The sequence below is a fragment of the Enterobacter sp. 168J2 genome, from assembly GCF_034107265.1.
GTDB classification, from domain to species: Bacteria; Pseudomonadota; Gammaproteobacteria; order Enterobacterales; family Enterobacteriaceae; genus Enterobacter; species Enterobacter nematophilus.
Window position 1 is genome coordinate 957,140 of the sequence record NZ_JAWNEB010000001.1, and the last position, 24,276, is coordinate 981,415.

Consider the following 24,276-nt stretch of genomic DNA (forward strand, 5'->3'; position numbering starts at 1 on the left):
ACCCGGGGTCACGCTTAGACCAGTTCGTTAGGGCAGGTTTCACCCTTTTCCAGCTGCTGCAGGTTACCCAACGTGGTTTCCGAAATGCTGATCAGCGCTTCGGCAGTCAGAAACGCCTGGTGGCCAGTAAACAGGACGTTATGGCAGGCAGACAGACGGCGGAACACGTCGTCCTGGATCACATCGTTAGACTTGTCTTCAAAGAACAGATCGCGCTCGTTCTCATACACGTCCATCCCCAGCGCGCCAATTTTCTGCGTTTTCAGCGCTTCGATAGCAGCCTGAGAGTCAACCAGTCCGCCGCGGCTGGTGTTGATGATCATTACGCCGTCTTTCATCTGGTCAAACGCCGCCTGGTTAAGCAGGTGGTAGTTTTCCGGGGTCAGCGGGCAGTGCAGGGATATCACGTCAGACTGCGAGAACAGGGTCGCCAGGTCAACGTACTCTACGCCCAGCTCCAGCGCCGCTGCGCTCGGGTACGGATCGAATGCCAGCATGCGCATGCCGAAGCCTTTCAGAATGCGTAGAGCGGCGACGCCGATTTTACCGGTCCCGATCACGCCCGCGGTTTTGCCGTACATGGTAAAGCCGGTCAGCCCTTCCAGAGAGAAGTTAGCGTCACGGGTGCGCTGATAAGCGCGGTGAATACGACGGTTGAGCGACATCATCATGCCAATAGCATGTTCCGCAACCGCCTCCGGTGAGTATGCCGGGACGCGCACCACTCTCAGACCCAGCTCTTTCGCCGCGTCGAGATCCACGTTGTTGAAGCCGGCGCAGCGCAGGGCGATATACTTCACCCCCTGCTTTTTCAACTCTTCCAGCACCGGACGACTGCCGTCATCGTTAACAAAAATGCATACGCCTTCACAGCCGTGCGCCGTTTTGGCGGTTTTTTCGGACAGCAGAAAGTCGAAAAATTCAAGCTCAAACCCGTAAGCTTCGTTAACATGTTGCAGATACTTTTTGTCGTACTGCTTTGTGCTATATACCGCGAGTTTCATAAGACTTTCTCCAGTGATTTTGCATTCACGTTAGCATGATTAAAATTATCTTACAATTTATAAAATATTATTGAATTCAATAAGTTCTATCAATTATTCTAGAGCATCTAAGCATTCTAACTCCATGATATTCTTACTGCGTGGGAGCGTCGGGGCGAATCTGGCCTGCGGCAGTGGGGATGATGAACTCGGTTCAGAATGCGATACGACGTCTGGAGGATGATGTTAAAGAATGGCAAGAGGCTATGAAAACTGCAATTCTTCCGGTAGTAAGGGGACATTGTTAAGGATTGAGAGAGGCATCAGACGAAGAAGGAGAATCGTGCATGCAACAGTTTGAATTGTCGTTAACCCCGCCCATATGGCCTGCTTTGTGCTATTTTATTGTATCTGCAGCTCTTTTTTGCTTGCTGTATATGGGAAAACGTAAGGTTAACACGCTTCGCAAATATCCTGTCTTCATTGCTTACACGCTGATTGTGATAGCCAGTTCAGCCATTCAAATTAACGTATTTGCCAATGGTCGGGAGTTTGTGAGCGGATTTTTGCATATTAACTTTGATCCGTGGCGTTTCGACTCGGTGTATTGGGGGTCATTAATATTCGCTATGCTTTATCTCCTGACTTTGCCCCGCATCAGGCACTAGCGTCGCAGCTTATCGCTACAACATCTATCCTTAAATCTGGCTTTGGCTTCAACTGACCCGCTAAACATGCGACAATATTCGGCATTGCCGGCTTAATTCTTTCGAAAAATCAGGATATTAACTGCCCATGAAGGGTAAATACAAAGCCGCCATTGCGGTTTTACTGCTGTTGATTTTGGTGCCGCTGACGCTGCTGATGACGCTCGCCCAGTGGGTGCCGACGCTCGCCGGGATCTGGCTTCCGGTTGGAACGCGCATCGCTTTTGAAGAGAGCCCCAAACTCACCCGTCACGCGCTGGTGATCCCCGATCTCCGCTATCTGGTTGAAGAGTGCGAGATTGCCCGCATCGATAACGTGACGCTGTCACATCCGAGCCGCTGGAAGCTGGATATCGGCTCGCTGGATCTTAACGCCGTCTGTCTGAGCAAGATTCCCCAGTCTGCGCCCTCAACCGTCGCCCCAAAAACGCTGGCCCAGTGGCAGGCGGTGTTACCGAACACCTGGCTCACCATTCACCGTCTGACGCTCTCGCCCTGGCAGCAGTGGCAGGGCGAGCTTAATGCGTCGCTGACGCCATCCGTTCAGGAGATCGCCTATAAAGGCGAACAGGTCAGCATCAAAGGCACGCTTCGAGGCCAGACGCTCTCGGTCAGCCAGTTTGATGTTCAGCTCCCTGACCAGCCGCAGCCGATTAAGCTGGTGGGCGAGTTTACCTTGCCGCTGGTGCCGGACGGCGTGCCGGTGAAAGGCCACGCGGTCGCGACCTTTAACGTGCCACAGTTAACGTCTCTGGTCGATGCCGATCTGGACTGGGAAGACAATCAGGGACAGCTGGTGGTGATGGCGCGGGATAACCCCGATCCGCTTCTCGACCTGCCGTGGCAGATCACGGCGGAACAGCTGAACATCAGCGACGGGCGCTGGAACTGGGGTCTTTCGGGTATGCCGCTGAGCGGCCGGGTTTCCCTTCGCGCCGACAGCTGGCAGCAGGGGCTGGAGAAAACCACCCTGACCGGACGGCTGAATGTGCTTACGCGCGGTGACGCAGGGAAAGGCAACGCGGTACTGAATATCGGGCCGGGCAGGCTCAGCATGGAAAACAGCGACATGCCGTTGCATCTGAGCGGCGAGGCGAAGCAAAACGATCTGATTCTTTACGCCAAATTGCCGGCAAAACTCACCGGCAGCCTGTATGAACCGCAGTTGGCCTTTGCGCCGGGCGCGCTGCTTCGCTCACGCGGGCGCATTATTGACTCGCTTGATATCGATGAAATCCGCTGGCCTCTGGCGGGCGTGAAGCTCACCCAAAAGGGCGTGGACGGTCGTCTGCAGGCTATTTTGCGCGCCCATGAAAACGAGATGGGCGATTTTGAACTCCATCTGGACGGGCAGGCCAACGACTTTTTACCCGATAACGGCCTGTGGCAGTGGCGCTACTGGGGCAAAGGGCGTTTTACGCCGATGAATGCCCGCTGGGATGTCGCCGGGAAAGGCGAGTGGCGCGACAACCTCATTGAGCTGACGGCGCTCTCCACCGGTTTTGACAAGCTCCAGTACGGCACGATGGACGTCAGCAAGCCTCGCCTGGCGCTGGAGCAACCGGTGCGCTGGGTCCGGGATCCCGAGAAGCCAACCTTCAGCGGCGCGCTGTCGCTCAATGCCGGGCAAACCCGTTTCTCCGGCGGCAGCGTTTTGCCGCCGTCGGTCCTGACCTTCAGCGTCGACGGCACCGACCCGACCATTTTCCAGTTTAAGGGTAACCTGCACGCGGACGCCATCGGCCCGGTGCAGGTGAACGGTCGTTGGGATGGGGAGCGCCTTCGCGGACAGGCCTGGTGGCCAAAACAGTCGCTCACCGTCTTCCAGCCGCTGGTCCCGCCGGACTGGAAAATGACGCTGCGTGACGGGGAGCTCTATGCGCAGGTTGCCTTCTCGGCGGCCCCCGATCAGGGCTTTGAGGCGGGCGGACATGGCGTGCTGAAATCAGGCAGCGCCTGGATGCCGGATAACCAGATCAACGGCGTCGATTTTGTGCTGCCGTTCCGCTTCAGCGAGGGGACATGGTCCCTGGGCACGCGCGGCCCGGTCACGCTGCGCATTGGCGAAGTGGAAAACCTGGTGACCGCGCGCAACATTACCGCGGACCTGCAGGGGAATTACCCCTGGACGGAGGACAACCCGCTGCTGCTCACCAACGTTAAGGTGGAAACGCTCGGCGGGAAGATCACCATGCAGCAGCTGCGGATGCCGCAGCACGATCCGGCTCTGCTGCGCGTGGACAATATCTCCTCAAGCGAGCTGATTAGCGCCGTCAACCCGAAGCAGTTTACCCTGTCGGGCCCGGTGAGCGGGGCGCTGCCGTTCTGGCTGGACAATGAAAAATGGATCATTAAAGATGGCTGGCTGACCAACCCGGGGCCAATGACGCTGCGCATCGACAAAGATACGGCAGACGCCATCGTGAAGGATAATATGGTCGCGGGCGCGGCGATTAACTGGCTCCGCTATATGGAAATCTCGCGGTCGTGGACGAAAATCAATTTAGATAACCTGGGTGAATTAACCATGCAGGCGACCATTAAGGGGACCAGCCGCGTGGACGGCAAAAGCAGCTCCGTCAATCTGAACTATACCCATGACGAGAATGTCTTTACCCTCTGGCGCAGCCTGCGTTTTGGAGACAACCTGCAAACCTGGTTTGAGCAACACGCGGCGATTCCCGGTCTCCGCAGTTCGACCGGCAAGGAAAGTGAGGAACAACAATGAAAAAGATGGCTGGTGCGCTCACCGTTGCCGCGCTACTGACCGGCTGTACGCCGCGCATTGAAGTCGCTGCGCCAAAGGAGCCGATTACCATCAACATGAATGTCAAAATCGAACACGAGATCCACATTAAGGTCGATAAAGACGTTGAAACCCTGCTGAAATCGCGCAGCGATCTGTTCTGAGGACGCCATGAAACGAGTAGCTTTGATTTTACTGGCTCTGGGAATGAACGCGCAGGCGGCTGCCCTGACCTTAAACGATGCCCGCGCGCAGGGGCGGGTGGGGGAAACCCTGAGCGGTTACCTGGCCCCGATCCAACAGGATGCCGAAACGCTGTCGCTGGTGAATCGCATTAACGCGGCGCGCACGGAGAGCTACCAGAAGCTGGCCGACAGCAACAATTTGCCGGTGGATGAAGTGGCGAAAATGGCGGGGCAAAAGCTGGTGGCCCGCGCGCAGCCGGGCGAGTACGTGAAGGGCATTAACGGTAAGTGGTTGAAAAAATAGCTAGCGGTAGCGCTTGCGGTATTCCCCCGGCGAGACGCCAAAACGCTGCTTAAAGGCCGTTGAAAAGTGGCTATGGTCGGTGAATCCCCAGCTGTAGCCAATGCCCGCCAGCTTTTCATCATCGCCGGTTGACTGCAATTCCTGCGCGCAGAGATCCAGACGACGGTTTTTAATGTACTGCGCTACCACCAGTCCCTTTTCGGCAAACATGCGGTAGAGACTGCGCACGGACATTCCGCTCTCGGCGGCAATCCATTCCGGGCGCAGCGATTCAGACTGAATATGGTTGTCAATCAGCGCCACCACGTGCTGAAACTGACGCTCCTTGCGCGGCTGGATCACGTCGCGCTGCTGGAACGCGGGGCGCAGCAGGCAGACCATCGCCTCAAGCGCCGCTTCACTCTCCCGGTCGCTCAGGTCGGGGTTGTTCATACTCTCCATCAGCAGGCGATGGCTCAGCTGTACCGTGGGCAACGAGCGGGATAGGGCGAGCGCGCAGCTTATTTCCTGAAAGCGGCACTGCTGCTCGATAATCTGACGGGGAACCAGCAGCGAAATCTGGCGGGACTTTTCCTGCCAGTTGATCGAGCAGGGGCGCGAGGCGTCAATCAGCGTGATATCCCCGGTTCTGAGCACCGCGCGCCGCGCATCCTGCTCAACTTGCGCGCTGCCTTCAAGCTGGAACACGGTATAGAACCACGCATCGTTACTCTGCGCGATCTCCTGACGGGATCGGAACAGGTTAACGCCGCCTGCGGTGACGGTACTGAGCTTCAGGCTGCGCGCGTAGCTGGTCTCCAGTTCGCCGAAGAATTTGCCTTCGGTGGGCTGGGCGTTAAAACGCCCGCAAACCTGGTTAATTTGCGCCAGCCACTGCTGATACTGTTCCTGCTCGCTTGCACACGCCATCGTTTCTCTCGCTGCACCGTCAACGTTTTCGCATTGTTGCATTTGTGTTGCATTTTGTCTGAGCTATGAGGCTGACTATAGGAAAGAACACTCACCGGTAACAGCGATATAAGCGGCGATTATCGCGATTTGCGGCACCTGTCACAGGTGGCAAAGCGAATGTCACAGAGACAAAAGCGAGAATGCAAAACCCCACATAGACTGGATGAACACCCTGCGAAGAATAACGAAGGAGTATCCAATGTCTGAATCACCGGTGGCTATTCTGCCTGCCGTGCAGCAGTTTTTAGACCGACACCACGGCCTGTGGATTGAAGGGCGTCAGGCCGCGTCGGACAGCGAAAAGCGGCTAAACGTCTATAACCCGGCCACGGGCGAGGTGATTGCCTCGACAGCCGATGCCAGCGTCGATGACGTTGACCGGGCCGTCATGTCCGGCTGGCGCGCCTTTGTTACCCGCTGCTGGGCCGGGAAATTACCGGCGGAGCGCGAGCGGATCTTGCTCTATTTCGCCGATCTGGTCGAACAGCACGGCGAGGAGCTGGCCCAGCTTGAAACGCTGGAGCAGGGCAAATCAATTAACATTTCCCGGGCTTTTGAAGTCGGCTGCACCCTCAACTGGATGCGCTATACCGCCGGGCTGACCACCAAAATTGCGGGCAAAACCCTCGACCTCTCCATCCCGCTGCCGCAGGGCGCGCGCTATCAGGCGTGGACGCGTAAGGAGCCGGTCGGCGTGGTGGCCGGGATTGTGCCGTGGAACTTCCCGCTGATGATTGGAATGTGGAAAGTGATGCCTGCGCTGGCCGCGGGCTGCTCAATTGTCATCAAGCCTTCTGAAACCACGCCGCTGACCCTGCTGCGCGTGGCGGAGCTGGCCAGCGAAGCGGGCATCCCGGACGGGGTATTCAACGTGGTGACCGGGAGCGGCGCGGTGTGTGGCGCAGCGCTAACCTCGCACCCGCATATCGCGAAGGTGAGCTTTACCGGCTCAACGGCGACGGGTAAGCAAATTGCCCGCGCGGCGGCGGACACGCTAACCGGGGTGACCCTGGAGCTGGGTGGGAAAAACCCGGCCATCGTGCTGAAGGATGCGGACCCCGCGTGGGTGATAGAAGGATTAATGACCGGCAGCTTCCTGAACCAGGGGCAGGTATGCGCGGCGAGCTCGCGCATCTACATTGAAGCGCCGCTATTTGACACGCTGGTGAGCGGGTTCGAACAGGCGGTGAAATCCCTGAGCGTCGGGCCGGGCATGTCGCCGGAGGCGTTTATCAACCCGCTGGTGTCGCGCGCGCACTGCGATAAGGTGCAGACCTTCCTCGACGAGGCGACGTCGCGCAACGCGGAGCTGATCGTCGGTAACCGGGGTCCGGAAGGTAAAGGCTATTACGTGTCGCCTACGCTGGTGGTGAACCCGGATGCCGCGCTGCGGCTAACCCGTGAAGAGGTGTTTGGTCCGGTGGTCAACCTGGTGCGGGTATCCGATGGAGAAGAGGCGCTCCAGCTGGCAAACGACACCGAATATGGCCTGACGGCCAGCGTCTGGACGCAGAACATCAGCAAGGCGCTGGAGTATACCGACAGGCTGCAGGCGGGCACTGTCTGGGTGAACAGCCATACGCTGATTGACGCCAACCTGCCGTTCGGCGGGATGAAGCAGTCCGGTACAGGACGCGACTTTGGCCCGGACTGGCTGGACGGCTGGTGCGAATCCAAGTCGGTTTGCGTGCGCTACTAGTAAAAGCAAAAGGCAACCGGGAGGTTGCCTTTTTAGTGTTTGTTCCCTCTCCTGTGGGAGAGGGTCAGGATGAGGGCATCAGGCCGCACCCGGCTTTATTCAAAGCGACCACCGATCCCGCCCGGCCTCCTTCGCCCGATACAGCGCCGCATCGGCGCGGGCGATGATCTCGGTGCCGGCTAAGCCCTCGACCATACCCGCAATCCCCATGCTGACGGTGACACGATCGCTGACGTCTGACGCGCTGTGCGGTATTGACTCCGCGCGCAGGCCATCCTGAATGCGTACCGCAACTTTTTCCGCGATATTTTCCGGGCAGTTAAACAGGATCACCACAAACTCCTCGCCGCCGTAGCGAGACACCACGTCGTCGGGCGTTCGCACCGACTGCTTCAGCACCCGCGCCACGCGCGTCAGACAGTCGTCACCCGCCTGGTGACCGTAGGTGTCGTTGTAGCGTTTGAAATAGTCGATATCCAGCATAATCAGCGAGAACGGTTTCTTCTGCTCAACCGCGTTCTCCAGCACCACTTCCATCTTCCGGCGGTTGGCGGTTGTGGTTAACGGATCCTGATGCGCCAGCGCATCCAGTCGTGAGATCAGCAGCTGGTTTTGCTGGTTACGTCGCCAGGCCTCGTCAAACCAGCTTAACAGGATGAAACGCCCGCAGATGAGGATCAGCGAAAAGACGCTCCAGATGATAACGAAGTGAAGATTAAGGCCATCATTCAGTGCCCAGCTGGCAATCGGCAGGGTTATCCAGAGCGGGAGCACGAAGGCGAGCAGCCCCTGAGGGTAAAAGTAGAGCGCCGTTAACCCTGCGAGTAATAAAATGACGCACAGCGGCCAGACGTGAGGCAGCAGTAAATCGGTGATAAACCAGAAGGAGGATATCGACCAGATAGCGCTACAGATAAACAACACCACGCTGATACCGGCGATGCGCCGCCAGGCCATAAGGATCAGCGCAGCCGAAAGGATAATAATGCCGAGCATCGAGGCGTCGACCATTTTCATCATATGCGGCAAGTGGGGATAAAGCGGATCGCTGGCGTTAAGCAGGACGTGTCGCAGCAGAATCATCACGGCGAAGCTGATGTTGACGAAGGCCAGCCAGGGCAGGTTCATCGCCAGCCCGTGCATGACCATGGCGTGGCGCGTAGGCCAGGTTGCCCGTTCCAGCGTCGGTTTTTTTCTTTTTTCCATAAAATCCTTTCCCGTCCGGGGGATAAATCATTCAGGTGAGATATCAGTAACTATAAGCAAGCCCGGACGATCCTCAAACGCTGGGGTAAAAAAAACCGGGCAATTGCCCGGCAGGTGGTTATTTTTCGTCTTTTTTCTTCCCAAGCGTTGGCGTCTCGTCGAAGAAATTCCACGGTTTAAGCAGGGTGTGCACCCATTCCGTCGGCATGATCGGCCACTCTTCCGCGCGCGCCACGTGGGTGGTGCCGGTGGTCATCCAGACCACGTCATCCTGGTCGTTCAGCGATTCGTTATCCTTGCTGTACTGACCGAGACCCGCGTCGTGGATGGAGCGGTTCGGGAATTTCCCTTCCGGATACAGCTCATCCGGGTGGTAGCGCGTCACCCACAGCTGCTTATCCATAAAGCTCAGACGATGGTAAATCCACTCGTCCGGGGCAAATTTCGCGCCGGTCGCTACCGGATGAGTACCGCCCGCGTAAGGGATAATCTGGTACGAGACCGGGTTGCCCATGCGGTTCTCTTTGCTGGTGTTGCTCAACAGGCGGATGGTGCCCGGGTCAAACTTCTGCGCCGCCTGCTGTTCGGTATCAATATCGTACTGATTGACCTGCATGGTGCTGGTGCGCGGGCCGCCAGCGGTATTCGGCTTCACCTCCGGATCCATCGCCACCAGCTTGTTGTTGATGCCGTCCACGTCCATATCCAGACGGAAGTTATAGATGTGCTGATGGGTGGTGCCCACGATGTTATGGTCGATCAGCGTGCCGTACTTTGTGTCGTCTTTGGCGGTGGCGTCATGCATGGTTTTCGCCTGAACGCCTTTCACCGCTTCAATACCCGTCGCGCCGGCATCAATGCCGATGGTGCCGTTTTCATGGAACACCCAGTCGAAGATGTAATCGTAGTTGCCCACGGTACTCACCCAGCGCACCACCAGTTCGCGACGCTCGGCGCTGACGTTCGGCTTGCCCATCTCCTGATGTTTATATTCCGGCCCCGCGTAGCGTTCGAAAATGGCGATCGCGCGCGGGATCTCCATCGGCGTGCCGGTGTAGTCCGGGATGGTTTCGTTGAGCATTACGGCGTTGGACGGCACGTCCTTACCGCGCACCAAAGGCGAGGTCAGGGTGCCCATGCCGTAGTCGCCGGAGTCGAGATAGGCCTTGAAGTACCAGCCCACGTCCGGATCGCCGTAAGGGACAATCATGCCGCCGAGCGATCCCTGATACATCACCTGGCGCTTTTTGCCGTTGTCGCTATACGTGACGGTTGAAATCATCGGGCCGACGCGGGAGTCCAGGCTCAGGTGGAAATCCCAGTTCTGCCAGTGCACCATGTCGCCGGTTATGGTGTAGTTCTTGCCTTCCGGCTCAATGATGTCGAGCGGTTTTTTCGGCGTCTCTATGCGGTCGCGGCCGTCATAGGGACGCGGGGTCAGGGGAACCGGCACAACGGCACCTTCCTCAATCTTCTGGATTTTCTTCTGCTCAAGGTCGATCACGGCCACGAGGTTCTCGATCGGGTGCGCCCAGTAGTTGCCGTCGCCGACGTCCAGATAGCTCACCACCTTCAGCAGGCGGTCTTCCTGCTTCAGGCCGTCTTTACCGTCGAAATAGCCGACGGTCAGCGGCGTGGTAATCACTTTTTTCGGGTCGGTGATGCCGCGTTTTTTAAGCACCTCGGCAAACTCCGTGCTCTCGTTGATAATCTGCTGCACCGCGGTGAAATCATCCAGCAGCACCATGCCGTGCGCGTCTTTTACCGCTTCCCGGCGCAGGATTTTTTTATCCTTCAGATCCACCACGCTTTCGATAACGTGCTTGCCGTCGAGCATGACGATTTTCGCCTGACGAGGGGCATCCACTGCCGTACCGTTGAGCACAAAGTCCCACACTTTGGCTTTCTCTGGTTCCGCAAGGGCGATCTGGGTAAAGCGGGTATTGGGTTTAAAATCCGCAGAGGCTTTCACAATCTCGACGGCCTGCTTAATTTCGTCCGCCGTCAGCGCGTTTAGCGGGTGAGGGCGTTTTTCAACCTGGAAGGTCCGATCGAGCCCGGACTGGAAAACGTCGTTGATGAAGGTCTCTGAGATAAAGGCTTTTTGGCCCTTCATCACTACCGGCACCTCAAGCTTGAGGGTTTGACCGTTGACGATGGCCGTCTTTGCGCCCGGTTTGACTTTTACAAAGGCACCGTCCTTCGCAATGGTGAACATCTGTGCGTAATCATCCCACTGCACGTCCGCGCCAAAGTCCTGCAGCGTTTTGTCCATCGGGACCATATGCGCCTCGCTGCCGTGGGCGAAAACAGGGGATTGCCAGGCGCAACACAGCGCAACGGCCATGGCCAGTGCCGTTCTACGGGCAGAAAAAGAAGAATTGCTTCCCATCGTAGACCTCATCTTGTTGTGTTTATTGTGTTGTGACAGCCTTATCCTGACAGGCGCCTGAGAAAAGCGTTTGCCTGCATCTGCCAGGTTATTTGTTGGTCTTGCCAGGTTAAAAAAAGAGCGGGGATGAATCACAGGGTCGTGCAGATCAATCCCCTCTCCCCGTTGGGGAGAGGGTCAGGGTGAGGGGTGACGTTAGCTGAAATCACCCCGCTGGCGCGCCACCAGCGTCAGAATGGAGTAGAGCGCCACGGCCTGCTGGTGCTGATTGAAAATCTCAACCGCCCATTCCACCACGCCGGTCGGTTTTTCCTCGGCGGTACGCTGTTTCTTCAGCGTTTTGCGCTTGCAGGTCAGACGCACCTGGATGGTGTCGCCCGGCTTAACCGGCTCGATAAAGCGCAGGTTTTCCATGCCGTAGTTGGCAATCACCGGCCCGACGCCTGCATCAACGAACAGTCCCGCCGCGGCGGAGATCAGGAAGTAGCCGTGGACCACGCGCTCGCCAAAGATCGACTCTGCCGCACCGATCTTGTCCATATGGGCATAGAAGTGGTCCCCGCTCAGGCAGGCAAAGTTCACGATGTCCGCCTCCGTCAGCGTGCGGCGCGGCGTCAGCAGGCTGTCGCCCGGCTGCAGCTCCTCAAAGTATTTACGGAACGGATGGACGCGATCTTCCTGCACCGCCGCGCCGCGCACCCACTGTTTGCCGATGGCGGCCAGCATCGACGGGCTACCCTGAATCGCGGTGCGCTGCAGGTAGTGCTTCACCGCGCGCAGGCCGCCCAGCTCTTCGCCGCCGCCCGCGCGGCCAGGGCCGCCGTGCACCAGCTGAGGCAGCGGGGAGCCGTGGCCGGTAGATTCTTTTGATGATTCTTCGTTAAGGATCTGGATACGCCCGTGGGCGCGCGCCGCGCCGGCGATAAACTGGCGGGCAAGGGTCAAATCTGCGGTGACAAGCGTCCCCGCCAGGCTGCCGCCGCCCGCGCGGGCAAGCTGCATGGCGTGGTCTGCGCTGCGATACGGCATCAGCGTGGCGACCGGGCCGAAGGCTTCTGTATCGTGCACCGCCGGGGTTTCATCCGGCTGCGGGCAGAACAGCAGGGTTGGCGGGAAGAACGCCCCCGCGGCCTGCAGATCCGCTTTGCCGCCCAGACGGATCTGGCAGCCTGCGGCGACCAGCCGGTCCACTTTCTCCTGCACGTCCGCGCGCTGCTCGGCGTTGACCAGCGCCCCCATCTTCACCCCTTCCTGCGCCGGGTCGCCAACGACGACCTTTTCCAGACGGGCAATCAGCGCCTGGCTGACGGCATCAACCTGGCTTTGCGGGACGATAATCCGGCGAATGGCGGTACATTTCTGCCCGGCCTTGGCGGTCATTTCGCGGACCACCTCCCGAATGAACAGGGCAAACTCCGGCTGCTCCGGCGTGACGTCTTCACCCAGCACGCAGCAGTTCAGGGAGTCGGCTTCCATAGTGAACGGTATCGAATTCGCCACAATATTCGGGTGCACGCGCAGGCTTTGCCCGGTGCTGGCTGAGCCGGTAAAGGTCACCACGTCCTGGCCGTCGAGCTGGTCGAGCAGATCGCCCGCGCTGCCGCAAATCAGGCTAATGGCGCCGTCCGGCACCAGTCCGCTGTCCATGATGGATTTGACCATCGCCTGCGTCACCTGCGCGGTAGCGGTGGCGGGCTTGATGATGGCGGGCATCCCGGCAAGCCAGGTCGGCGCGAGTTTTTCCAGCATCCCCCAGCAGGGGAAGTTAAAGGCGTTGATATGCACCGCTACGCCGGACTTCGAGGTCAGGACGTGGCGCGCCGCAAAGCCGCCTTCTTTCGAGAGGGGGATAAGCTCATCTTCCGGCCACAGCGTGTCGTCCGGCAGCTCGCGGCTGCCCAGGCTGGCGTAAGTGAAGAGGGTGCCGATGCCGCCCTCAATATCGACCCAGCTGTCCGCCTTGGTCGCGCCCGTCTGGGCGGACAGGGCATAAAACGTCTCTTTTTCGCCGAGCAGGTGTTTCGCCACCGCTTTCAGCATGGCGGCACGTTCGATAAAGGTCATGGCGCGCAATGCTTCGCCCCCATGCTCAATGGCATAGCGACGGGCGGCCGCCATGTCCAGCCCTTCGCTGGTCACTTCCCAGAGTGCTTCGCCGCTGATGGCGTGATGAATCGCGCGTTCGCGGCCCCGGCCAGACTGCCAGGTACCGGACAAGAAGCTGGCTAACTGCTGCATCGCTTATCTCCAAATGTTTCGTGATTTCACTATTAATAGTTTGATCGTGAATCATAAAAATCAAGCTGTGTTTTTAATGAATTGTTAACGTTGTGATCTGGCTGGACGAATCGCCTCGCGTGAAGGCGCTTTGTAAAAGGCCTGAAGTAAAAGCCTTGCGAGCAGCATCACAAAACCGGGAAACAATTCTTGGGGTTATATTTAACCTTTGTGTAACTTTTAAAAAACAAAGTGATTCAACATTTCTCTTTAATTCGCACACTAACGAATCATAAAGGTGATGACGTGACGCAAGAACAACGGTTTGAGCAGCGCATAGCGCAGGAGACGGCGATTGAGCCTCAGGACTGGATGCCGGACGCCTACCGTAAAACGCTGATCCGCCAGATTGGTCAGCACGCGCACTCCGAAATTGTCGGCATGCTGCCGGAAGGGAACTGGATAGCCCGCGCGCCGACGCTGCGCCGTAAAGCCATTCTGCTGGCGAAAGTGCAGGACGAAGCCGGGCACGGGCTCTACCTCTACAGCGCGGCGGAAACGCTGGGCTGCGCGCGGGAAGACATCTACCAGAAGATGCTCGACGGCAAGATGAAATACTCCTCCATCTTTAACTACCCGACCCTGAGCTGGGCCGACATTGGCGTGATTGGCTGGCTGGTGGACGGCGCCGCCATCGTTAACCAGGTGGCGCTGTGCCGTACCTCCTACGGCCCGTATGCCCGCGCGATGGTGAAAATCTGTAAAGAAGAGAGCTTCCACCAGCGTCAGGGCTTTGAGGCCTGCATGGCGCTGGCGCAGGGCAGTGAAGCGCAGCGTCAGATGCTGCAGGACGCCATCAACCGCTTCTGGTGGCCGGCGCTGATGATGTTCGGGCCGAACGACGACAACTCGCCGAACAGTGCCCGCAGCCTGGCCTGGAAAATTAAACGCTTCGGTAACGACGAGCTGCGCCAGCGCTTTGTCGACAACACGGTGCCGCAGGTGGAGATGCTCGGCATGACGGTGCCGGATCCGGACCTGCGTTTTGATGAAGAGAGCGGCCACTACCGCTTCGGCGAGATCGACTGGCAGGAGTTTGACGAGGTCATTAACGGGCGCGGCATCTGTAACCACGAACGTCTGGCCGCGAAACGCAAGGCCTGGGACGACGGATCGTGGGTGCGGGAAGCCGCGCTGGCGCACGCCGAAAAACAACGTACCCGTCAGGCCGCATAAGAGGAAATAACCATGAGCAATGTCTACTGGCCGCTGTACGAAGTGTTCGTACGCAGCAAACAGGGGTTATCGCACCGTCACGTGGGCAGCCTGCATGCCGCCGACGATCGCATGGCGCTGGAAAATGCGCGCGATGCCTACACCCGCCGCAGCGAAGGGTGCTCTATCTGGGTGGTGAAGGCGAGCGAGATTGTTGCCTCCCAGCCGGAAGAGAGCGGCGAGTTCTTCGACCCGGCGGAAAGCAAGGTTTACCGCCATCCGACGTTCTACACCATCCCTGACGGCATCGAGCATATGTGAGGCAAAGAATGAACTCAGTGACTGCCTATGCCCTGCGTCTGGGCGACAACGGTCTGGTGCTCTCCCAGCGTCTCGGCGCCTGGTGCGGCCACGCGCCGGAGCTGGAAATTGACCTCGCGCTCGCCAATATCGGCCTCGACCTGCTGGGGCAGGCGCGCAATTTCCTGGCCTATGCCGCGCAATCAGAAGGCCAGGGCGATGAAGACACGCTGGCGTTTGGCCGCGACGAACGCCAGTTCCGCAACGTCCTGCTGGTGGAGCAGCCGAACGGCAGCTTCGCCGACACCATTGCCCGCCAGTACCTGATGGACGCCTGGAACGTGGCGCTGTACGAACGTCTGACTCAGAGCAGCGACGGCCAGCTGGCCGCCATTGCCGCCAAAGCGATTAAAGAGGCGCGCTACCACCTGCGCTTCAGCCGCGGCTGGCTGGCGCGGCTGGGCGACGGGACCGACACGTCCGCGCAAAAAATGCAGCAGGCCATCGACAGCCTGTGGCGGTTTACGGCGGAGCTGTTTGACGCCGATGCCGTCGAGCTTGAGCTGACTGACGCCGGCGTGGCGGTTGACCCGCGCCTCCTGCGCCAGCCGTGGGAAAGCGAAGTGTTTGCTGGTCTGAAAGAAGCCTGCCTGCAGGTTCCCGCAGAGGTGGCGTACCGCACCGGAGGCAAAAAGGGGCTCCATACCGAACATCTGGGCCCGATGCTGGCGGAAATGCAGTATCTCCAGCGCGCGTATCCCGGTCAGCAGTGGTAAAGGAGAACGCTATGCAACGCCTCGTCGACATCGCGCCCGCGCAAATACCAGAGATCTGGTCGCTGTTAAGCCAGATCCCCGATCCGGAAGTGCCGGTGTTAACCATCACCGATTTAGGCATGGTGCGCAGCGTGAAGGCGCAGGGGGAAGGCTGGGTGATTGGCTTCACGCCAACCTACTCGGGCTGTCCGGCAACGGAGCACCTGCTGGGGGCGATCCGCGACGCGATGACCAGGCGCGGCTTTACCCCGGTGCACATTGTGCTCCAGCTTGAACCCGCCTGGACCACCGACTGGATGACCGCCGACGCGCGCGAGCGCCTGCGGGCGTACGGCATCAGCCCGCCCGTGGGCCATAGCTGCCACGCGCACGCCCCGGCGGAGGTGAGCTGCCCGCGCTGCGCCAGCACCGACACCTCCCTTATCAGTGAATTCGGTTCGACGGCCTGCAAAGCGCTCTACCGCTGCAATACCTGCCGCGAGCCCTTCGACTATTTCAAATGTATTTGAGGCTGCCATGACAACGTTTCATTCATTAACAGTGGCAAAAGTGGAGCCTGAAACCCGCGACGCGGTGACCATCACCTTCGCGGTGCCGCAGGCGCTGCAGGAGGCCTACCGCTTCCGTCCCGGCCAGCACCTGACCCTGAAAACGACGCTGGGTAAGGACGAGCTGCGCCGCTGCTACTCCATCTGCCGCAGCACCGCGCCGGGTGAGATCAGCGTGGCGGTCAAAGCCATCGACGGCGGGCGCTTTTCCCGCTATGCCCGGGATGAGATCAAAGCGGGCATGGCGCTGGAGGTGATGGTTCCTCAGGGGCAGTTTGGCTACCAGCCGCAGGCTGACCGTGAAGGCCACTACCTGGCGATTGCCGCAGGCTCCGGGATCACCCCGATGCTGGCAATTATCTCCGCCACGCTTTCGACCGAATCCAACAGCCATTTCACCCTGATCTACGGCAACCGCAGCAGCCAGAGCATGATGTTCCGCCGGGCGCTGGCGGACCTGAAGGACAAATACCCGCAGCGTTTACAGTTGCTCTCCATCTTCAGCCAGGAGCGGCTGGACAGCGATCTGCTCTTTGGCCGCATCGACGGGGAAAAGCTGCAGGCGCTGGCGAAAACCCTGATCAACTTCCGCCAGTACGACGAGGCGTTTATCTGCGGCCCGTCGGCGATGATGGACGACGCCGAAGCGACGCTGAGGGCGCTGGGGATGCCGGAAAAATCCATTCACCTTGAGCGCTTTAACACCTCAGGAATCACCGTGAAGCGTGCGGTGCACGTACAGGCGGAAGGTCAAAAAGTGACCGTGCGCCAGGACGGGCGCGACCGTGAAATCACCCTGACGGCGGACGACGAAAGCATTCTTGATGCCGCCCTGCGCCAGGGGGCGGATCTTCCTTACGCCTGCAAGGGCGGCGTGTGCGCCACCTGCAAATGCAAAGTGCTGCGCGGCAAGGTGGACATGGCAACCAACTACAGCCTGGAGCCGGACGAGCTGGCCGCCGGATACGTGCTGAGCTGTCAGTCGCTGCCGTTGACCGCCGACGTGATTGTCGACTTTGACGCGAAGGGGATGGCATGAGCGAACTGATTGTTACCCGTCATGACCGCGTGCTGCAGCTGACGCTGAACCGTCCGGCGGCGCGCAACGCCCTCAACAATGCGCTGCTGGCGCAGCTTGCCGAGCAGCTTGAGGCTGCCGCCGTGGATGCCGACATCGCCGTCTGCGTAATTTACGGCAGCGAGCGCTGCTTTGCCGCCGGGGCCGATCTCAACGAAATGGCGGAGAAAGACCTGCCCGCCACCCTGAACGATATCCGCCCGCAGCTGTGGGGACGCATTAACGCGTTTAACAAACCGCTGATCGCCGCCGTTAACGGCTTCGCGCTGGGCGCAGGCTGCGAGCTGGCGCTGCTGTGCGACGTGGTCATTGCGGGCGACAACGCCCGTTTCGGACTGCCGGAAATCACGCTGGGCATTATGCCCGGCGCGGGCGGCACCCAGCGTCTTATCCGCAGCGTGGGTAAATCCCTTGCCAGCAAAATGGTGCTGACCGGCGAGAGCCTCTCCGCGCAGCAGGCGCTGAATGCCGGGCTGGTGAGCGACGTTTTCCCCGCAGCGCTGACGCTGGAGTATGCCCTGAAGCAGGCGGCGCTGATGGCGCGCCACTCGCCGCTGGCGCTGCAGGCGGCGAAGCAGGCGCTGCGCCAGTCTCAGGAAGTGCCGCTCCAGGCCGGGCTCGCGCAGGAGCGCCAGCTGTTTACGCTGCTTTCCGCCACCGAAGACCGCCGGGAAGGGATCGACGCCTTCTTACAAAAACGCACCCCCGACTTTAAAGGACGCTAATTGTGGAATTTATTCTCAGTCACGTAGAACAGGGCGTAATGACCATTACGCTGAACCGTCCGGAGCGTCTGAACAGCTTTAACGACGTGATGCACCAGCAGCTTGCCGAGTGCCTGAAGCAGGCCGAGCGCGATGACGCCGTTCGCTGCCTGCTGCTCACCGGGGCGGGACGCGGCTTCTGCGCCGGTCAGGATCTGAACGACCGCAACGTCGACCCCAACGGCCCGGCGCCGGATCTGGGAATGTCTGTAGAAACCTTCTATAACCCGCTGGTGCGCCGCCTGGCAAAGCTTCCGAAACCGGTCATTTGTGCCGTTAACGGCGTGGCGGCGGGTGCCGGTGCCACGCTGGCGCTCGGGTGCGACATGGTGATTGCCGCCCGTTCCGCCAACTTTGTGATGGCCTTCAGCAAGCTCGGCCTGGTGCCGGACTGCGGCGGTACCTGGCTGCTGCCGCGCGTGGCGGGACGCGCCCGCGCCATGGGGCTGGCGCTGCTCGGCGACAAGCTCAGCGCCGAACAGGCGCAGGCGTGGGGGATGATCTGGCAGGTGGTGGACGACGACCAGCTCTCCGCCACCGCGCAGCAGATGGCGCTGCATTTTGCTTCTCAACCGACCTTCGGGCTGGGGCTGATCAAGCAGGCGATCAACGCCGCGGAAACCAACACCCTGGACGCGCAGCTTGACCTGGAGCGCGACTATCAGCGCCTGGCCGGGCGCAGCGACGACTACCGCGAGGGCGTCAGCGCCTTCCTCGCGAAGCGCGCGCCGAACTTTACGGGGAAATAAGATGCTGAACATACGGACTGTCGCCGTGATTGGCAGCGGCACGATGGGCGCCGGGATTGCCGAAGTGGCGGCCAGCCACGGGCATCAGGTGCTGCTCTACGACATCTCCAGCGATGCGGTATCCCGCGCCATCGACGGGATCCGCCAGCGTCTGGCCTCCCGGGTGACGCGCGGAAAACTCTCCGCCGATGCCGGGAGCCAGATCCTCGCCCGGCTGCTTCCGGTTACGGATATCACCGCGCTCTCCGCCGCCGATCTGGTGATTGAAGCGGCCTCTGAGCGGCTGGAGGTGAAAAAGACGCTTTTTGCGCAGCTGGCAGAAATCTGCCCGCCTCAGACGGTGCTGACCAGCAATACCTCTTCCATCTCCGTCACGGCGATTGCCGCGGACATCCACCATCCGGAGCGCGTCGCCGGGCTGCACTTCTTTAACCCGGCGCCGGTAATGAAGCTGGTGGAGGTGGTGAGCGGGCTGGCGACCTCTCCGGAAGTGGCCGACGCGCTGTGCGAGCTGGCGCTGAACTGGGGCAAACAGCCCGTGCGCTGCCAGTCAACGCCGGGGTTCATCGTCAACCGCGTCGCGCGTCCGTTCTATTCCGAGGCCTGGCGCGCGCTGGAAGAGCAGGTGGCTGCGCCGGAGGTAATTGACGCCGCCCTGCGTGAAGGCGGCGGTTTCCCGATGGGGCCGCTGGAGCTGACCGACATGATCGGTCAGGACGTCAACTTTGCGGTGACCTGCTCGGTATTTAACGCCTTCTGGCAGGAGCGTCGTTTTCTGCCCTCGCTGGTGCAGCAGGAGCTGGTGCTGGCGGGAAGGCTGGGCAAAAAGAGCGGGAAGGGCGTTTACGACTGGCAGGGTGACAAACCCGCCGTGCAGTGGGTGCAGGCTGTGAACGACAGCTACAGCCCGATGCGGGTGGAAAAAAGACGTGACGGCGTCACCGAAATTGATGATGTGTACCTGATCGAAACGCAGGGCGAAACCGCGCAGGCTCTGGCGCTGCGGCTTAACGGCCCGGTGGTGGTGGTGGACCGCATCGAGCGCGACGTGGCGGTGATTGCCGCAGCCGCCAGCAACCCGCATACCGCGACGCAAAAAGCCATCCGCTACCTGCAGCAGCAGGGGCACCGGGTGGTGCAGATTGCCGATTATCCCGGCCTGCTGGTCTGGCGCACGGTGGCGATGATTGCCAACGAAGCGCTGGATGCCCTGCAAAAAGGAGTCGCCAGCGAGAAGGACATCGATACCGCCATGCACCTCGGCGTCAACTACCCGAGCGGGCCAATCGCCTGGGGCGAGCGTCTGGGCTGGCAGCGCCTGCTGACGCTGCTGGAGAACCTGCAGCGTCATTACGGCGAAGAGCGCTATCGCCCCTGTTCCCTGCTGCGCCAGCGCGCGCTTCTGGAGAGTAGCTATGAGTCATAACGCCTGGCATAACGCCCGCGCCATGTATGAACGGGACGCCTGCGCGCAGGCGATGGGGATGGACATTGTCGACATGGATGAAGGCTACGCGGTGGTGTCCATGACCATCACCCCGCAGATGCTCAACGGCCATAAAACCTGCCACGGCGGACAGCTGTTTTCTCTGGCAGACACCGCCTTTGCCTACGCCTGCAACAGCCAGGGGCTGGCGGCGGTGGCCTCCGGCTGCTCGATTGATTTTCTGCGTCCGGGCTTTGCCGGGGATACGCTCACCGCCACCGCGCGGGTGAAGCATCAGGGCAAGCTGACCGGCGTGTACGACATTGAAATTCAGAACCAGCAACAGAAAACCGTCGCTCTTTTTCGCGGAAAATCTCACCGCATCGGCGGCAATGTGACAGGAGAGGCCTGATGCGTGACGCATTTATTTGTGATGGCGTTCGAACCCCGGTGGGGCGCTACGGCGGGGCACTTTCCGCCGTTCGGACCGACGATCTCGGCGCCGTGCCGCTGCGCGCGCTGCTAGCCCGCTATCCGCAGCTCGATCTGGAGCGGATTGATGACGTGATCTTCGGCTGCGCCAACCAGGCGGGGGAAGATAACCGCAACGTGGCGCGCATGTCGTCGCTGCTCGCCGGGCTGCCGCAGACGGTGTCCGGAACCACCATTAACCGCCTGTGCGGGTCGGGGCTGGACGCGATTGGTTTTGCCGCACGCGCCATTAAGGCGGGCGACGGCGACCTGCTGATCGCGGGCGGCGTGGAGTCGATGTCCCGCGCGCCGTTTGTGATGGGCAAAGCCACCGCCGCGTTCCAGCGTCAGGCGGAGATCTTTGATACCACCATCGGCTGGCGATTTGTGAATCCGCTCATGCATCAGCAATTCGGAACTGACAGTATGCCGGAAACGGCAGAGAATGTAGCTGAATTGTTAAATATCAGCCGTGCCGATCAGGACGCGTTCGCGCTGCGCAGCCAGCAGCGTACCGCGCAGGCGCAGCAGAACGGCATTCTGGCGCAGGAGATTGTGCCGGTGCGGGTGCCGGGCAAAAAAGGGGCGGTCACCGAGTTCAGCGAAGATGAACATCCCCGCGCGGACACCACGCTTGAGCAGCTTGCCGGGCTAAAAACGCCGTTTCGTAAGAACGGGGTGATTACGGCGGGAAATGCCTCCGGGGTCAACGACGGCGCGGCGGCGCTGATCGTCGCCAGCGAGCAGATGGCGCTGGCGCAGGGGTTAGTCCCGCGCACGCGGATCGTAGCGATGGCGACGGCGGGCGTGGAGCCACGTCTGATGGGGCTCGGCCCGGTACCCGCCACGCGCAAGGTGCTGGAGCGCGCCGGACTCAGCATTAACGATATGGACGTGATCGAGCTTAACGAAGCGTTCGCCGCGCAGGCGCTGGGCGTGCTGCGTCAGCTGGGCCTGCCGGGTGATGCCGCGCACGTCAACCCGAACGGTGGCGCGATTGCGCTGGGCCACCCGCTGGGCATGAGCGGCGCCAGGCTGGCGCTGGCCGCGAGTAATGAACTGCACCGACGCGGCGGGCGCTACGCGCTGTGTACGATGTGCATCGGTGTGGGTCAGGGCATTGCCGTGATCCTTGAGCGCGTTTGATCAAATTACAATGTGAGCACCCTACAATGACAAATACAACAAAGCTTGATCCGATTGAAACGGCCTCCCTTGATGAACTGCAGGCGCTGCAGACCGCGCGTCTGAAATGGACGCTGCACCACGCCTATAACAACGTGCCGATGTACAAACGCAAGTTTGACGCCGCGGGCGTTCACCCTGACGATTTCAAAGAGCTAGCGGATATCCGCAAATTTCCGTGCACCACCAAGCAGGACCTGCGGGATAACTATCCTTTCGATACCTTTGCCGTGCCGATGGAGCAGGTGGTGCGCATTCACGCGTCATCCGGCACCACCGGCAAACCGACCGTTGTCGGCTACACGCAGGGCGACATCGACAACTGGGCCAATCTGGTGGCCCGCTCCCTGCGCGCCGCGGGCGGCAGCGCGAAGGACAAAATTCACGTGGCGTATGGCTACGGCCTGTTTACCGGCGGGCTGGGGGCGCACTACGGCGCCGAGCGTTTAGGCGCGACGGTGATCCCGATGTCCGGCGGCCAGACGGAGAAACAGGCGCAGCTGATCCGTGATTTCCAGCCGGACATGATCATGGTGACGCCATCCTACTGCCTCAACCTGATTGAGGAGCTGGAGCGCCAGATGGGCGGCGACGCCAGCGGCTGCTCCCTGCGCGTGGGCGTTTTCGGCGCCGAGCCGTGGACGCAGGCCATGCGTCGCGAAATCGAAAAACGCTTAGGCATTACGGCGCTGGATATTTATGGCCTCTCCGAGGTGATGGGGCCGGGCGTGGCGATGGAGTGTATCGAAACCGCCGACGGCCCGACCATCTGGGAAGATCATTTCTACCCGGAGATCGTCAACCCGAACGACGGCACGCCGCTGGACGACGGCGAGCAGGGCGAACTGCTGTTCACCACGCTGACCAAAGAGGCGCTGCCGGTGATCCGCTACCGCACCCGCGACCTGACGCGCCTGCTCCCGGCCACCGCGCGCAGCATGCGGCGCATGGACCGCATCAGCGGCCGCAGCGACGATATGCTGATCATCCGCGGCGTCAACGTCTTCCCGTCGCAGCTTGAAGAGGAGATCGTGAAGTTCGAACACCTTTCTCCGCACTACCAGCTGGAGGTGAACCGTCGCGGGCATCTTGATTCACTTTCCGTGAAGGTGGAGCTGAAAGAGAGCAGCTTAACGCTGACGCACGAGCAGCGTTGCCAGGTGTGCCACCAGCTGCGCCACCGCATTAAGTCGATGGTGGGGATTTCCACCGACGTGATGATTGTGAACTGCGGCAGCATTCCGCGCTCGGAGGGGAAAGCCTGCCGGGTGTTTGATTTGCGTAAAATTGCGGCCAACGGTTGAGTTTCCCTCACCCCAGCCCTCTCCCAAAGGGAGAGGGTGTAAAAGTTCCCTCTCCCTTTGGGAGAGGGTTAGGGTGAGGGGCTATCCCAGAATCCTATGCTATGATTCATCCAGGACAAAAATAACAACAGAATGAATCACATGAATAAACTCGACGCCTTTATCCAGCACGCGGTCAGCTCGGTTCCCGTCAGCGGAACGTCGCTTATCTCCTCGCTATACGGTGACGCACTTTCACACCGCGGCGGCGAAATTTGGCTCGGCAGCCTGGCAGCCTTACTGGAAGGCATGGGATTTGGCGAGCGCTTCGTGCGCACCGCGCTGTTTCGCCTCAACAAAGAGGGCTGGCTGGACGTTTCCCGCATCGGGCGACGCAGCTTTTACCGCCTGAGCGACAAAGGGCTGCGCCTGACGCGTCGCGCGGAGAATAAGATCTATCGCGCAGAGCTGCCCGCCTGGGACGGCAAATGGCTGTTGCTGCTCTCCGAAGGGCTGGATAAAACCACCCTTGCCGACGTCAAAAAACAGTTGATCTGGCAGGGGTTTGGCACGCTGGCGCCGAGCCTGATGGCCTCACCGTCGCAGCATCTGGCGGACGTGCAGTCCCTGCTTCACGACGCCGGCGTGGCGGAAAACGTGATTTTCTTTGAAGCCCACTCGCCGCTGGCGCTCTCCCGCGCGGCGCTGCGTTCGCGGGTGGAAGAGTGCTGGCAGCTAACCGAGCAAAATGCAATGTACGAGTCCTTTATCAACTCGTTTCGCCCGCTGCTGCCGCTGCTGAAGGAGGCCGCGCCGGAGGAGCTGACGCCGGAGCGCTGCTTCCAGATCCAGCTGCTGCTGATTCATTTTTATCGTCGCGTGGTGCTGAAAGATCCGCTGCTGCCGGAGGAGTTACTGCCCGCGCACTGGGCGGGACAAAGCGCCCGTCAGCTCTGCATTAATATCTATCAGCGTGTCGCGCCGGGGGCGCTGGCGTTTGTCAGCGAGAAGGGTGAAACCTCCGTGGGCGAGCTGCCCGTACCCGGCACGCTCTACTATCAACGCTTTGGTGGCCTTACAAGCGCATAAGG

22 protein-coding genes are annotated in these 24,276 nt (G+C 60.2%); 17 read left to right on the forward strand and 5 right to left on the reverse strand.

Annotation, left to right across the window (positions count from 1 at the left end; genetic code table 11):
- Nucleotides 1-14: 14 nt before the first annotated feature.
- Entirely contained in the window at nucleotides 15-1,004 is a 990-nt protein-coding gene (locus USG84_RS04705) for a 2-hydroxyacid dehydrogenase (RefSeq protein ID WP_151413832.1), read from the reverse strand.
- Between the two features lie 326 nt (nucleotides 1,005-1,330).
- On the opposite strand from USG84_RS04705, the gene USG84_RS04710 reads away from it, so the two are divergent.
- The 4 genes from USG84_RS04710 to USG84_RS04725 all read left to right on the forward strand — a co-directional run bounded on the left by USG84_RS04710 (nucleotide 1,331) and on the right by USG84_RS04725 (nucleotide 4,925).
- The gene (locus tag USG84_RS04710; RefSeq protein WP_061098332.1) at nucleotides 1,331-1,651 is read left to right on the forward strand and encodes a hypothetical protein; all 321 of its coding nucleotides are present in this window, start codon (nucleotides 1,331-1,333) and stop codon (nucleotides 1,649-1,651) included.
- A 127-nt stretch (nucleotides 1,652-1,778) separates the two neighbouring features.
- Complete coding sequence (locus USG84_RS04715; RefSeq protein WP_151413831.1) at nucleotides 1,779-4,418, forward strand: YdbH family protein; 2,640 nt, start codon at nucleotides 1,779-1,781, stop codon at nucleotides 4,416-4,418.
- Entirely contained in the window at nucleotides 4,415-4,600 is a 186-nt protein-coding gene (locus USG84_RS04720; protein ID WP_080327221.1) for a YnbE family lipoprotein, read from the forward strand. Before USG84_RS04715 ends, USG84_RS04720 begins: the two co-directional genes overlap by 4 nt.
- Before the next feature lie 7 nt (nucleotides 4,601-4,607).
- On the forward strand, nucleotides 4,608-4,925 hold the full coding sequence (locus USG84_RS04725; protein ID WP_266178121.1) for a YdbL family protein: 318 nt from the start codon (nucleotides 4,608-4,610) through the stop codon (nucleotides 4,923-4,925).
- Here USG84_RS04725 and feaR read toward each other — a convergent pair whose 3' ends face one another.
- Nucleotides 4,926-5,834 (reverse strand): transcriptional regulator FeaR, encoded by a 909-nt coding sequence (gene feaR / locus USG84_RS04730; RefSeq protein WP_151413879.1) that lies wholly within the window; start codon nucleotides 5,832-5,834, stop codon nucleotides 4,926-4,928.
- Between the two features lie 241 nt (nucleotides 5,835-6,075).
- Between feaR and USG84_RS04735 the strand changes: the two genes are divergently transcribed.
- Nucleotides 6,076-7,575: an aldehyde dehydrogenase family protein gene (locus tag USG84_RS04735; protein ID WP_320738177.1), complete on the forward strand. Its 1,500-nt coding sequence runs from the start codon at nucleotides 6,076-6,078 to the stop codon at nucleotides 7,573-7,575.
- 99 nt (nucleotides 7,576-7,674) lie between these two features.
- On the opposite strand, the gene USG84_RS04740 is transcribed toward USG84_RS04735, so the two are convergent.
- The 3 genes from USG84_RS04740 to paaZ all read right to left on the reverse strand — a co-directional run bounded on the left by USG84_RS04740 (nucleotide 7,675) and on the right by paaZ (nucleotide 13,411).
- Nucleotides 7,675-8,781, reverse strand: coding sequence for a GGDEF domain-containing protein (locus USG84_RS04740; protein WP_320738178.1), 1,107 nt, complete (start codon nucleotides 8,779-8,781; stop codon nucleotides 7,675-7,677).
- A 118-nt stretch (nucleotides 8,782-8,899) separates the two neighbouring features.
- Nucleotides 8,900-11,173: a primary-amine oxidase gene (tynA, locus tag USG84_RS04745; protein ID WP_320738179.1), complete on the reverse strand. Its 2,274-nt coding sequence runs from the start codon at nucleotides 11,171-11,173 to the stop codon at nucleotides 8,900-8,902.
- Nucleotides 11,174-11,368: 195 nt separating this feature from the next.
- Entirely contained in the window at nucleotides 11,369-13,411 is a 2,043-nt protein-coding gene (gene paaZ, locus USG84_RS04750; RefSeq protein WP_320738180.1) for a phenylacetic acid degradation bifunctional protein PaaZ, read from the reverse strand.
- A 285-nt stretch (nucleotides 13,412-13,696) separates the two neighbouring features.
- Between paaZ and paaA the strand changes: the two genes are divergently transcribed.
- From paaA to paaX, 12 genes are all read left to right on the forward strand, one after another.
- Nucleotides 13,697-14,626 (forward strand): 1,2-phenylacetyl-CoA epoxidase subunit PaaA, encoded by a 930-nt coding sequence (gene paaA, locus USG84_RS04755; protein ID WP_320738181.1) that lies wholly within the window; start codon nucleotides 13,697-13,699, stop codon nucleotides 14,624-14,626.
- Nucleotides 14,627-14,638: 12 nt separating this feature from the next.
- Nucleotides 14,639-14,926 carry a 1,2-phenylacetyl-CoA epoxidase subunit PaaB gene (gene paaB, locus USG84_RS04760; protein WP_003857353.1) on the forward strand — a complete coding sequence of 96 codons (288 nt, stop codon included), beginning with the start codon at nucleotides 14,639-14,641 and terminating at the stop codon, nucleotides 14,924-14,926.
- 8 nt (nucleotides 14,927-14,934) lie between these two features.
- Nucleotides 14,935-15,681 (forward strand): 1,2-phenylacetyl-CoA epoxidase subunit PaaC, encoded by a 747-nt coding sequence (gene paaC, locus USG84_RS04765; protein ID WP_151413830.1) that lies wholly within the window; start codon nucleotides 14,935-14,937, stop codon nucleotides 15,679-15,681.
- Nucleotides 15,682-15,692: 11 nt separating this feature from the next.
- Nucleotides 15,693-16,190, forward strand: a complete 498-nt coding sequence (gene paaD, locus USG84_RS04770) for a 1,2-phenylacetyl-CoA epoxidase subunit PaaD (RefSeq protein ID WP_151413829.1) — start codon at nucleotides 15,693-15,695, stop codon at nucleotides 16,188-16,190.
- Nucleotides 16,191-16,197: 7 nt separating this feature from the next.
- Nucleotides 16,198-17,268, forward strand: coding sequence for a 1,2-phenylacetyl-CoA epoxidase subunit PaaE (gene paaE, locus USG84_RS04775; protein WP_320738182.1), 1,071 nt, complete (start codon nucleotides 16,198-16,200; stop codon nucleotides 17,266-17,268).
- Complete coding sequence (gene paaF / locus USG84_RS04780; RefSeq protein ID WP_320738183.1) at nucleotides 17,265-18,032, forward strand: 2,3-dehydroadipyl-CoA hydratase PaaF; 768 nt, start codon at nucleotides 17,265-17,267, stop codon at nucleotides 18,030-18,032. Before paaE ends, paaF begins: the two co-directional genes overlap by 4 nt.
- A complete protein-coding gene (gene paaG / locus USG84_RS04785; protein ID WP_154643313.1) occupies nucleotides 18,032-18,820 on the forward strand; it encodes a 2-(1,2-epoxy-1,2-dihydrophenyl)acetyl-CoA isomerase PaaG in 789 nt (262 codons plus the stop codon). The genes paaF and paaG overlap by 1 nt, the downstream gene beginning before the upstream one ends.
- Nucleotide 18,821: 1 nt before the next feature.
- Nucleotides 18,822-20,246, forward strand: coding sequence for a 3-hydroxyacyl-CoA dehydrogenase PaaH (paaH, locus tag USG84_RS04790; protein WP_320738184.1), 1,425 nt, complete (start codon nucleotides 18,822-18,824; stop codon nucleotides 20,244-20,246).
- A complete protein-coding gene (paaI, locus tag USG84_RS04795) occupies nucleotides 20,236-20,658 on the forward strand; it encodes a hydroxyphenylacetyl-CoA thioesterase PaaI (protein WP_151413828.1) in 423 nt (140 codons plus the stop codon). The genes paaH and paaI overlap by 11 nt, the downstream gene beginning before the upstream one ends.
- On the forward strand, nucleotides 20,658-21,863 hold the full coding sequence (pcaF, locus tag USG84_RS04800; protein ID WP_320738185.1) for a 3-oxoadipyl-CoA thiolase: 1,206 nt from the start codon (nucleotides 20,658-20,660) through the stop codon (nucleotides 21,861-21,863). Before paaI ends, pcaF begins: the two co-directional genes overlap by 1 nt.
- Nucleotides 21,864-21,889: 26 nt before the next feature.
- Nucleotides 21,890-23,206, forward strand: coding sequence for a phenylacetate--CoA ligase PaaK (gene paaK, locus USG84_RS04805; RefSeq protein ID WP_320726501.1), 1,317 nt, complete (start codon nucleotides 21,890-21,892; stop codon nucleotides 23,204-23,206).
- A 132-nt stretch (nucleotides 23,207-23,338) separates the two neighbouring features.
- Nucleotides 23,339-24,274 (forward strand): phenylacetic acid degradation operon negative regulatory protein PaaX, encoded by a 936-nt coding sequence (gene paaX, locus USG84_RS04810; RefSeq protein WP_021241337.1) that lies wholly within the window; start codon nucleotides 23,339-23,341, stop codon nucleotides 24,272-24,274.
- Nucleotides 24,275-24,276: the final 2 nt, after the last annotated feature.

What these genes read in the sequence shown, in the direction of transcription:
- USG84_RS04705 (WP_151413832.1), bottom strand. Translation starts at nt 1,004, where the DNA reads ATGAAACTCGCGGTATATAGCACAAAGCAGTACGACAAAAAGTATCTG.
- USG84_RS04710 (WP_061098332.1), top strand. Translation starts at nt 1,331, where the DNA reads ATGCAACAGTTTGAATTGTCGTTAACCCCGCCCATATGGCCTGCTTTG.
- USG84_RS04715 (WP_151413831.1), top strand. Translation starts at nt 1,779, where the DNA reads ATGAAGGGTAAATACAAAGCCGCCATTGCGGTTTTACTGCTGTTGATT.
- USG84_RS04720 (WP_080327221.1), top strand. Translation starts at nt 4,415, where the DNA reads ATGAAAAAGATGGCTGGTGCGCTCACCGTTGCCGCGCTACTGACCGGC.
- USG84_RS04725 (WP_266178121.1), top strand. Translation starts at nt 4,608, where the DNA reads ATGAAACGAGTAGCTTTGATTTTACTGGCTCTGGGAATGAACGCGCAG.
- feaR (WP_151413879.1), bottom strand. Translation starts at nt 5,834, where the DNA reads ATGGCGTGTGCAAGCGAGCAGGAACAGTATCAGCAGTGGCTGGCGCAA.
- USG84_RS04735 (WP_320738177.1), top strand. Translation starts at nt 6,076, where the DNA reads ATGTCTGAATCACCGGTGGCTATTCTGCCTGCCGTGCAGCAGTTTTTA.
- USG84_RS04740 (WP_320738178.1), bottom strand. Translation starts at nt 8,781, where the DNA reads ATGGAAAAAAGAAAAAAACCGACGCTGGAACGGGCAACCTGGCCTACG.
- tynA (WP_320738179.1), bottom strand. Translation starts at nt 11,173, where the DNA reads ATGGGAAGCAATTCTTCTTTTTCTGCCCGTAGAACGGCACTGGCCATG.
- paaZ (WP_320738180.1), bottom strand. Translation starts at nt 13,411, where the DNA reads ATGCAGCAGTTAGCCAGCTTCTTGTCCGGTACCTGGCAGTCTGGCCGG.
- paaB (WP_003857353.1), top strand. Translation starts at nt 14,639, where the DNA reads ATGAGCAATGTCTACTGGCCGCTGTACGAAGTGTTCGTACGCAGCAAA.
- paaC (WP_151413830.1), top strand. Translation starts at nt 14,935, where the DNA reads ATGAACTCAGTGACTGCCTATGCCCTGCGTCTGGGCGACAACGGTCTG.
- paaD (WP_151413829.1), top strand. Translation starts at nt 15,693, where the DNA reads ATGCAACGCCTCGTCGACATCGCGCCCGCGCAAATACCAGAGATCTGG.
- paaE (WP_320738182.1), top strand. Translation starts at nt 16,198, where the DNA reads ATGACAACGTTTCATTCATTAACAGTGGCAAAAGTGGAGCCTGAAACC.
- paaF (WP_320738183.1), top strand. Translation starts at nt 17,265, where the DNA reads ATGAGCGAACTGATTGTTACCCGTCATGACCGCGTGCTGCAGCTGACG.
- paaH (WP_320738184.1), top strand. Translation starts at nt 18,822, where the DNA reads ATGCTGAACATACGGACTGTCGCCGTGATTGGCAGCGGCACGATGGGC.
- paaI (WP_151413828.1), top strand. Translation starts at nt 20,236, where the DNA reads ATGAGTCATAACGCCTGGCATAACGCCCGCGCCATGTATGAACGGGAC.
- pcaF (WP_320738185.1), top strand. Translation starts at nt 20,658, where the DNA reads ATGCGTGACGCATTTATTTGTGATGGCGTTCGAACCCCGGTGGGGCGC.
- paaK (WP_320726501.1), top strand. Translation starts at nt 21,890, where the DNA reads ATGACAAATACAACAAAGCTTGATCCGATTGAAACGGCCTCCCTTGAT.
- paaX (WP_021241337.1), top strand. Translation starts at nt 23,339, where the DNA reads ATGAATCACATGAATAAACTCGACGCCTTTATCCAGCACGCGGTCAGC.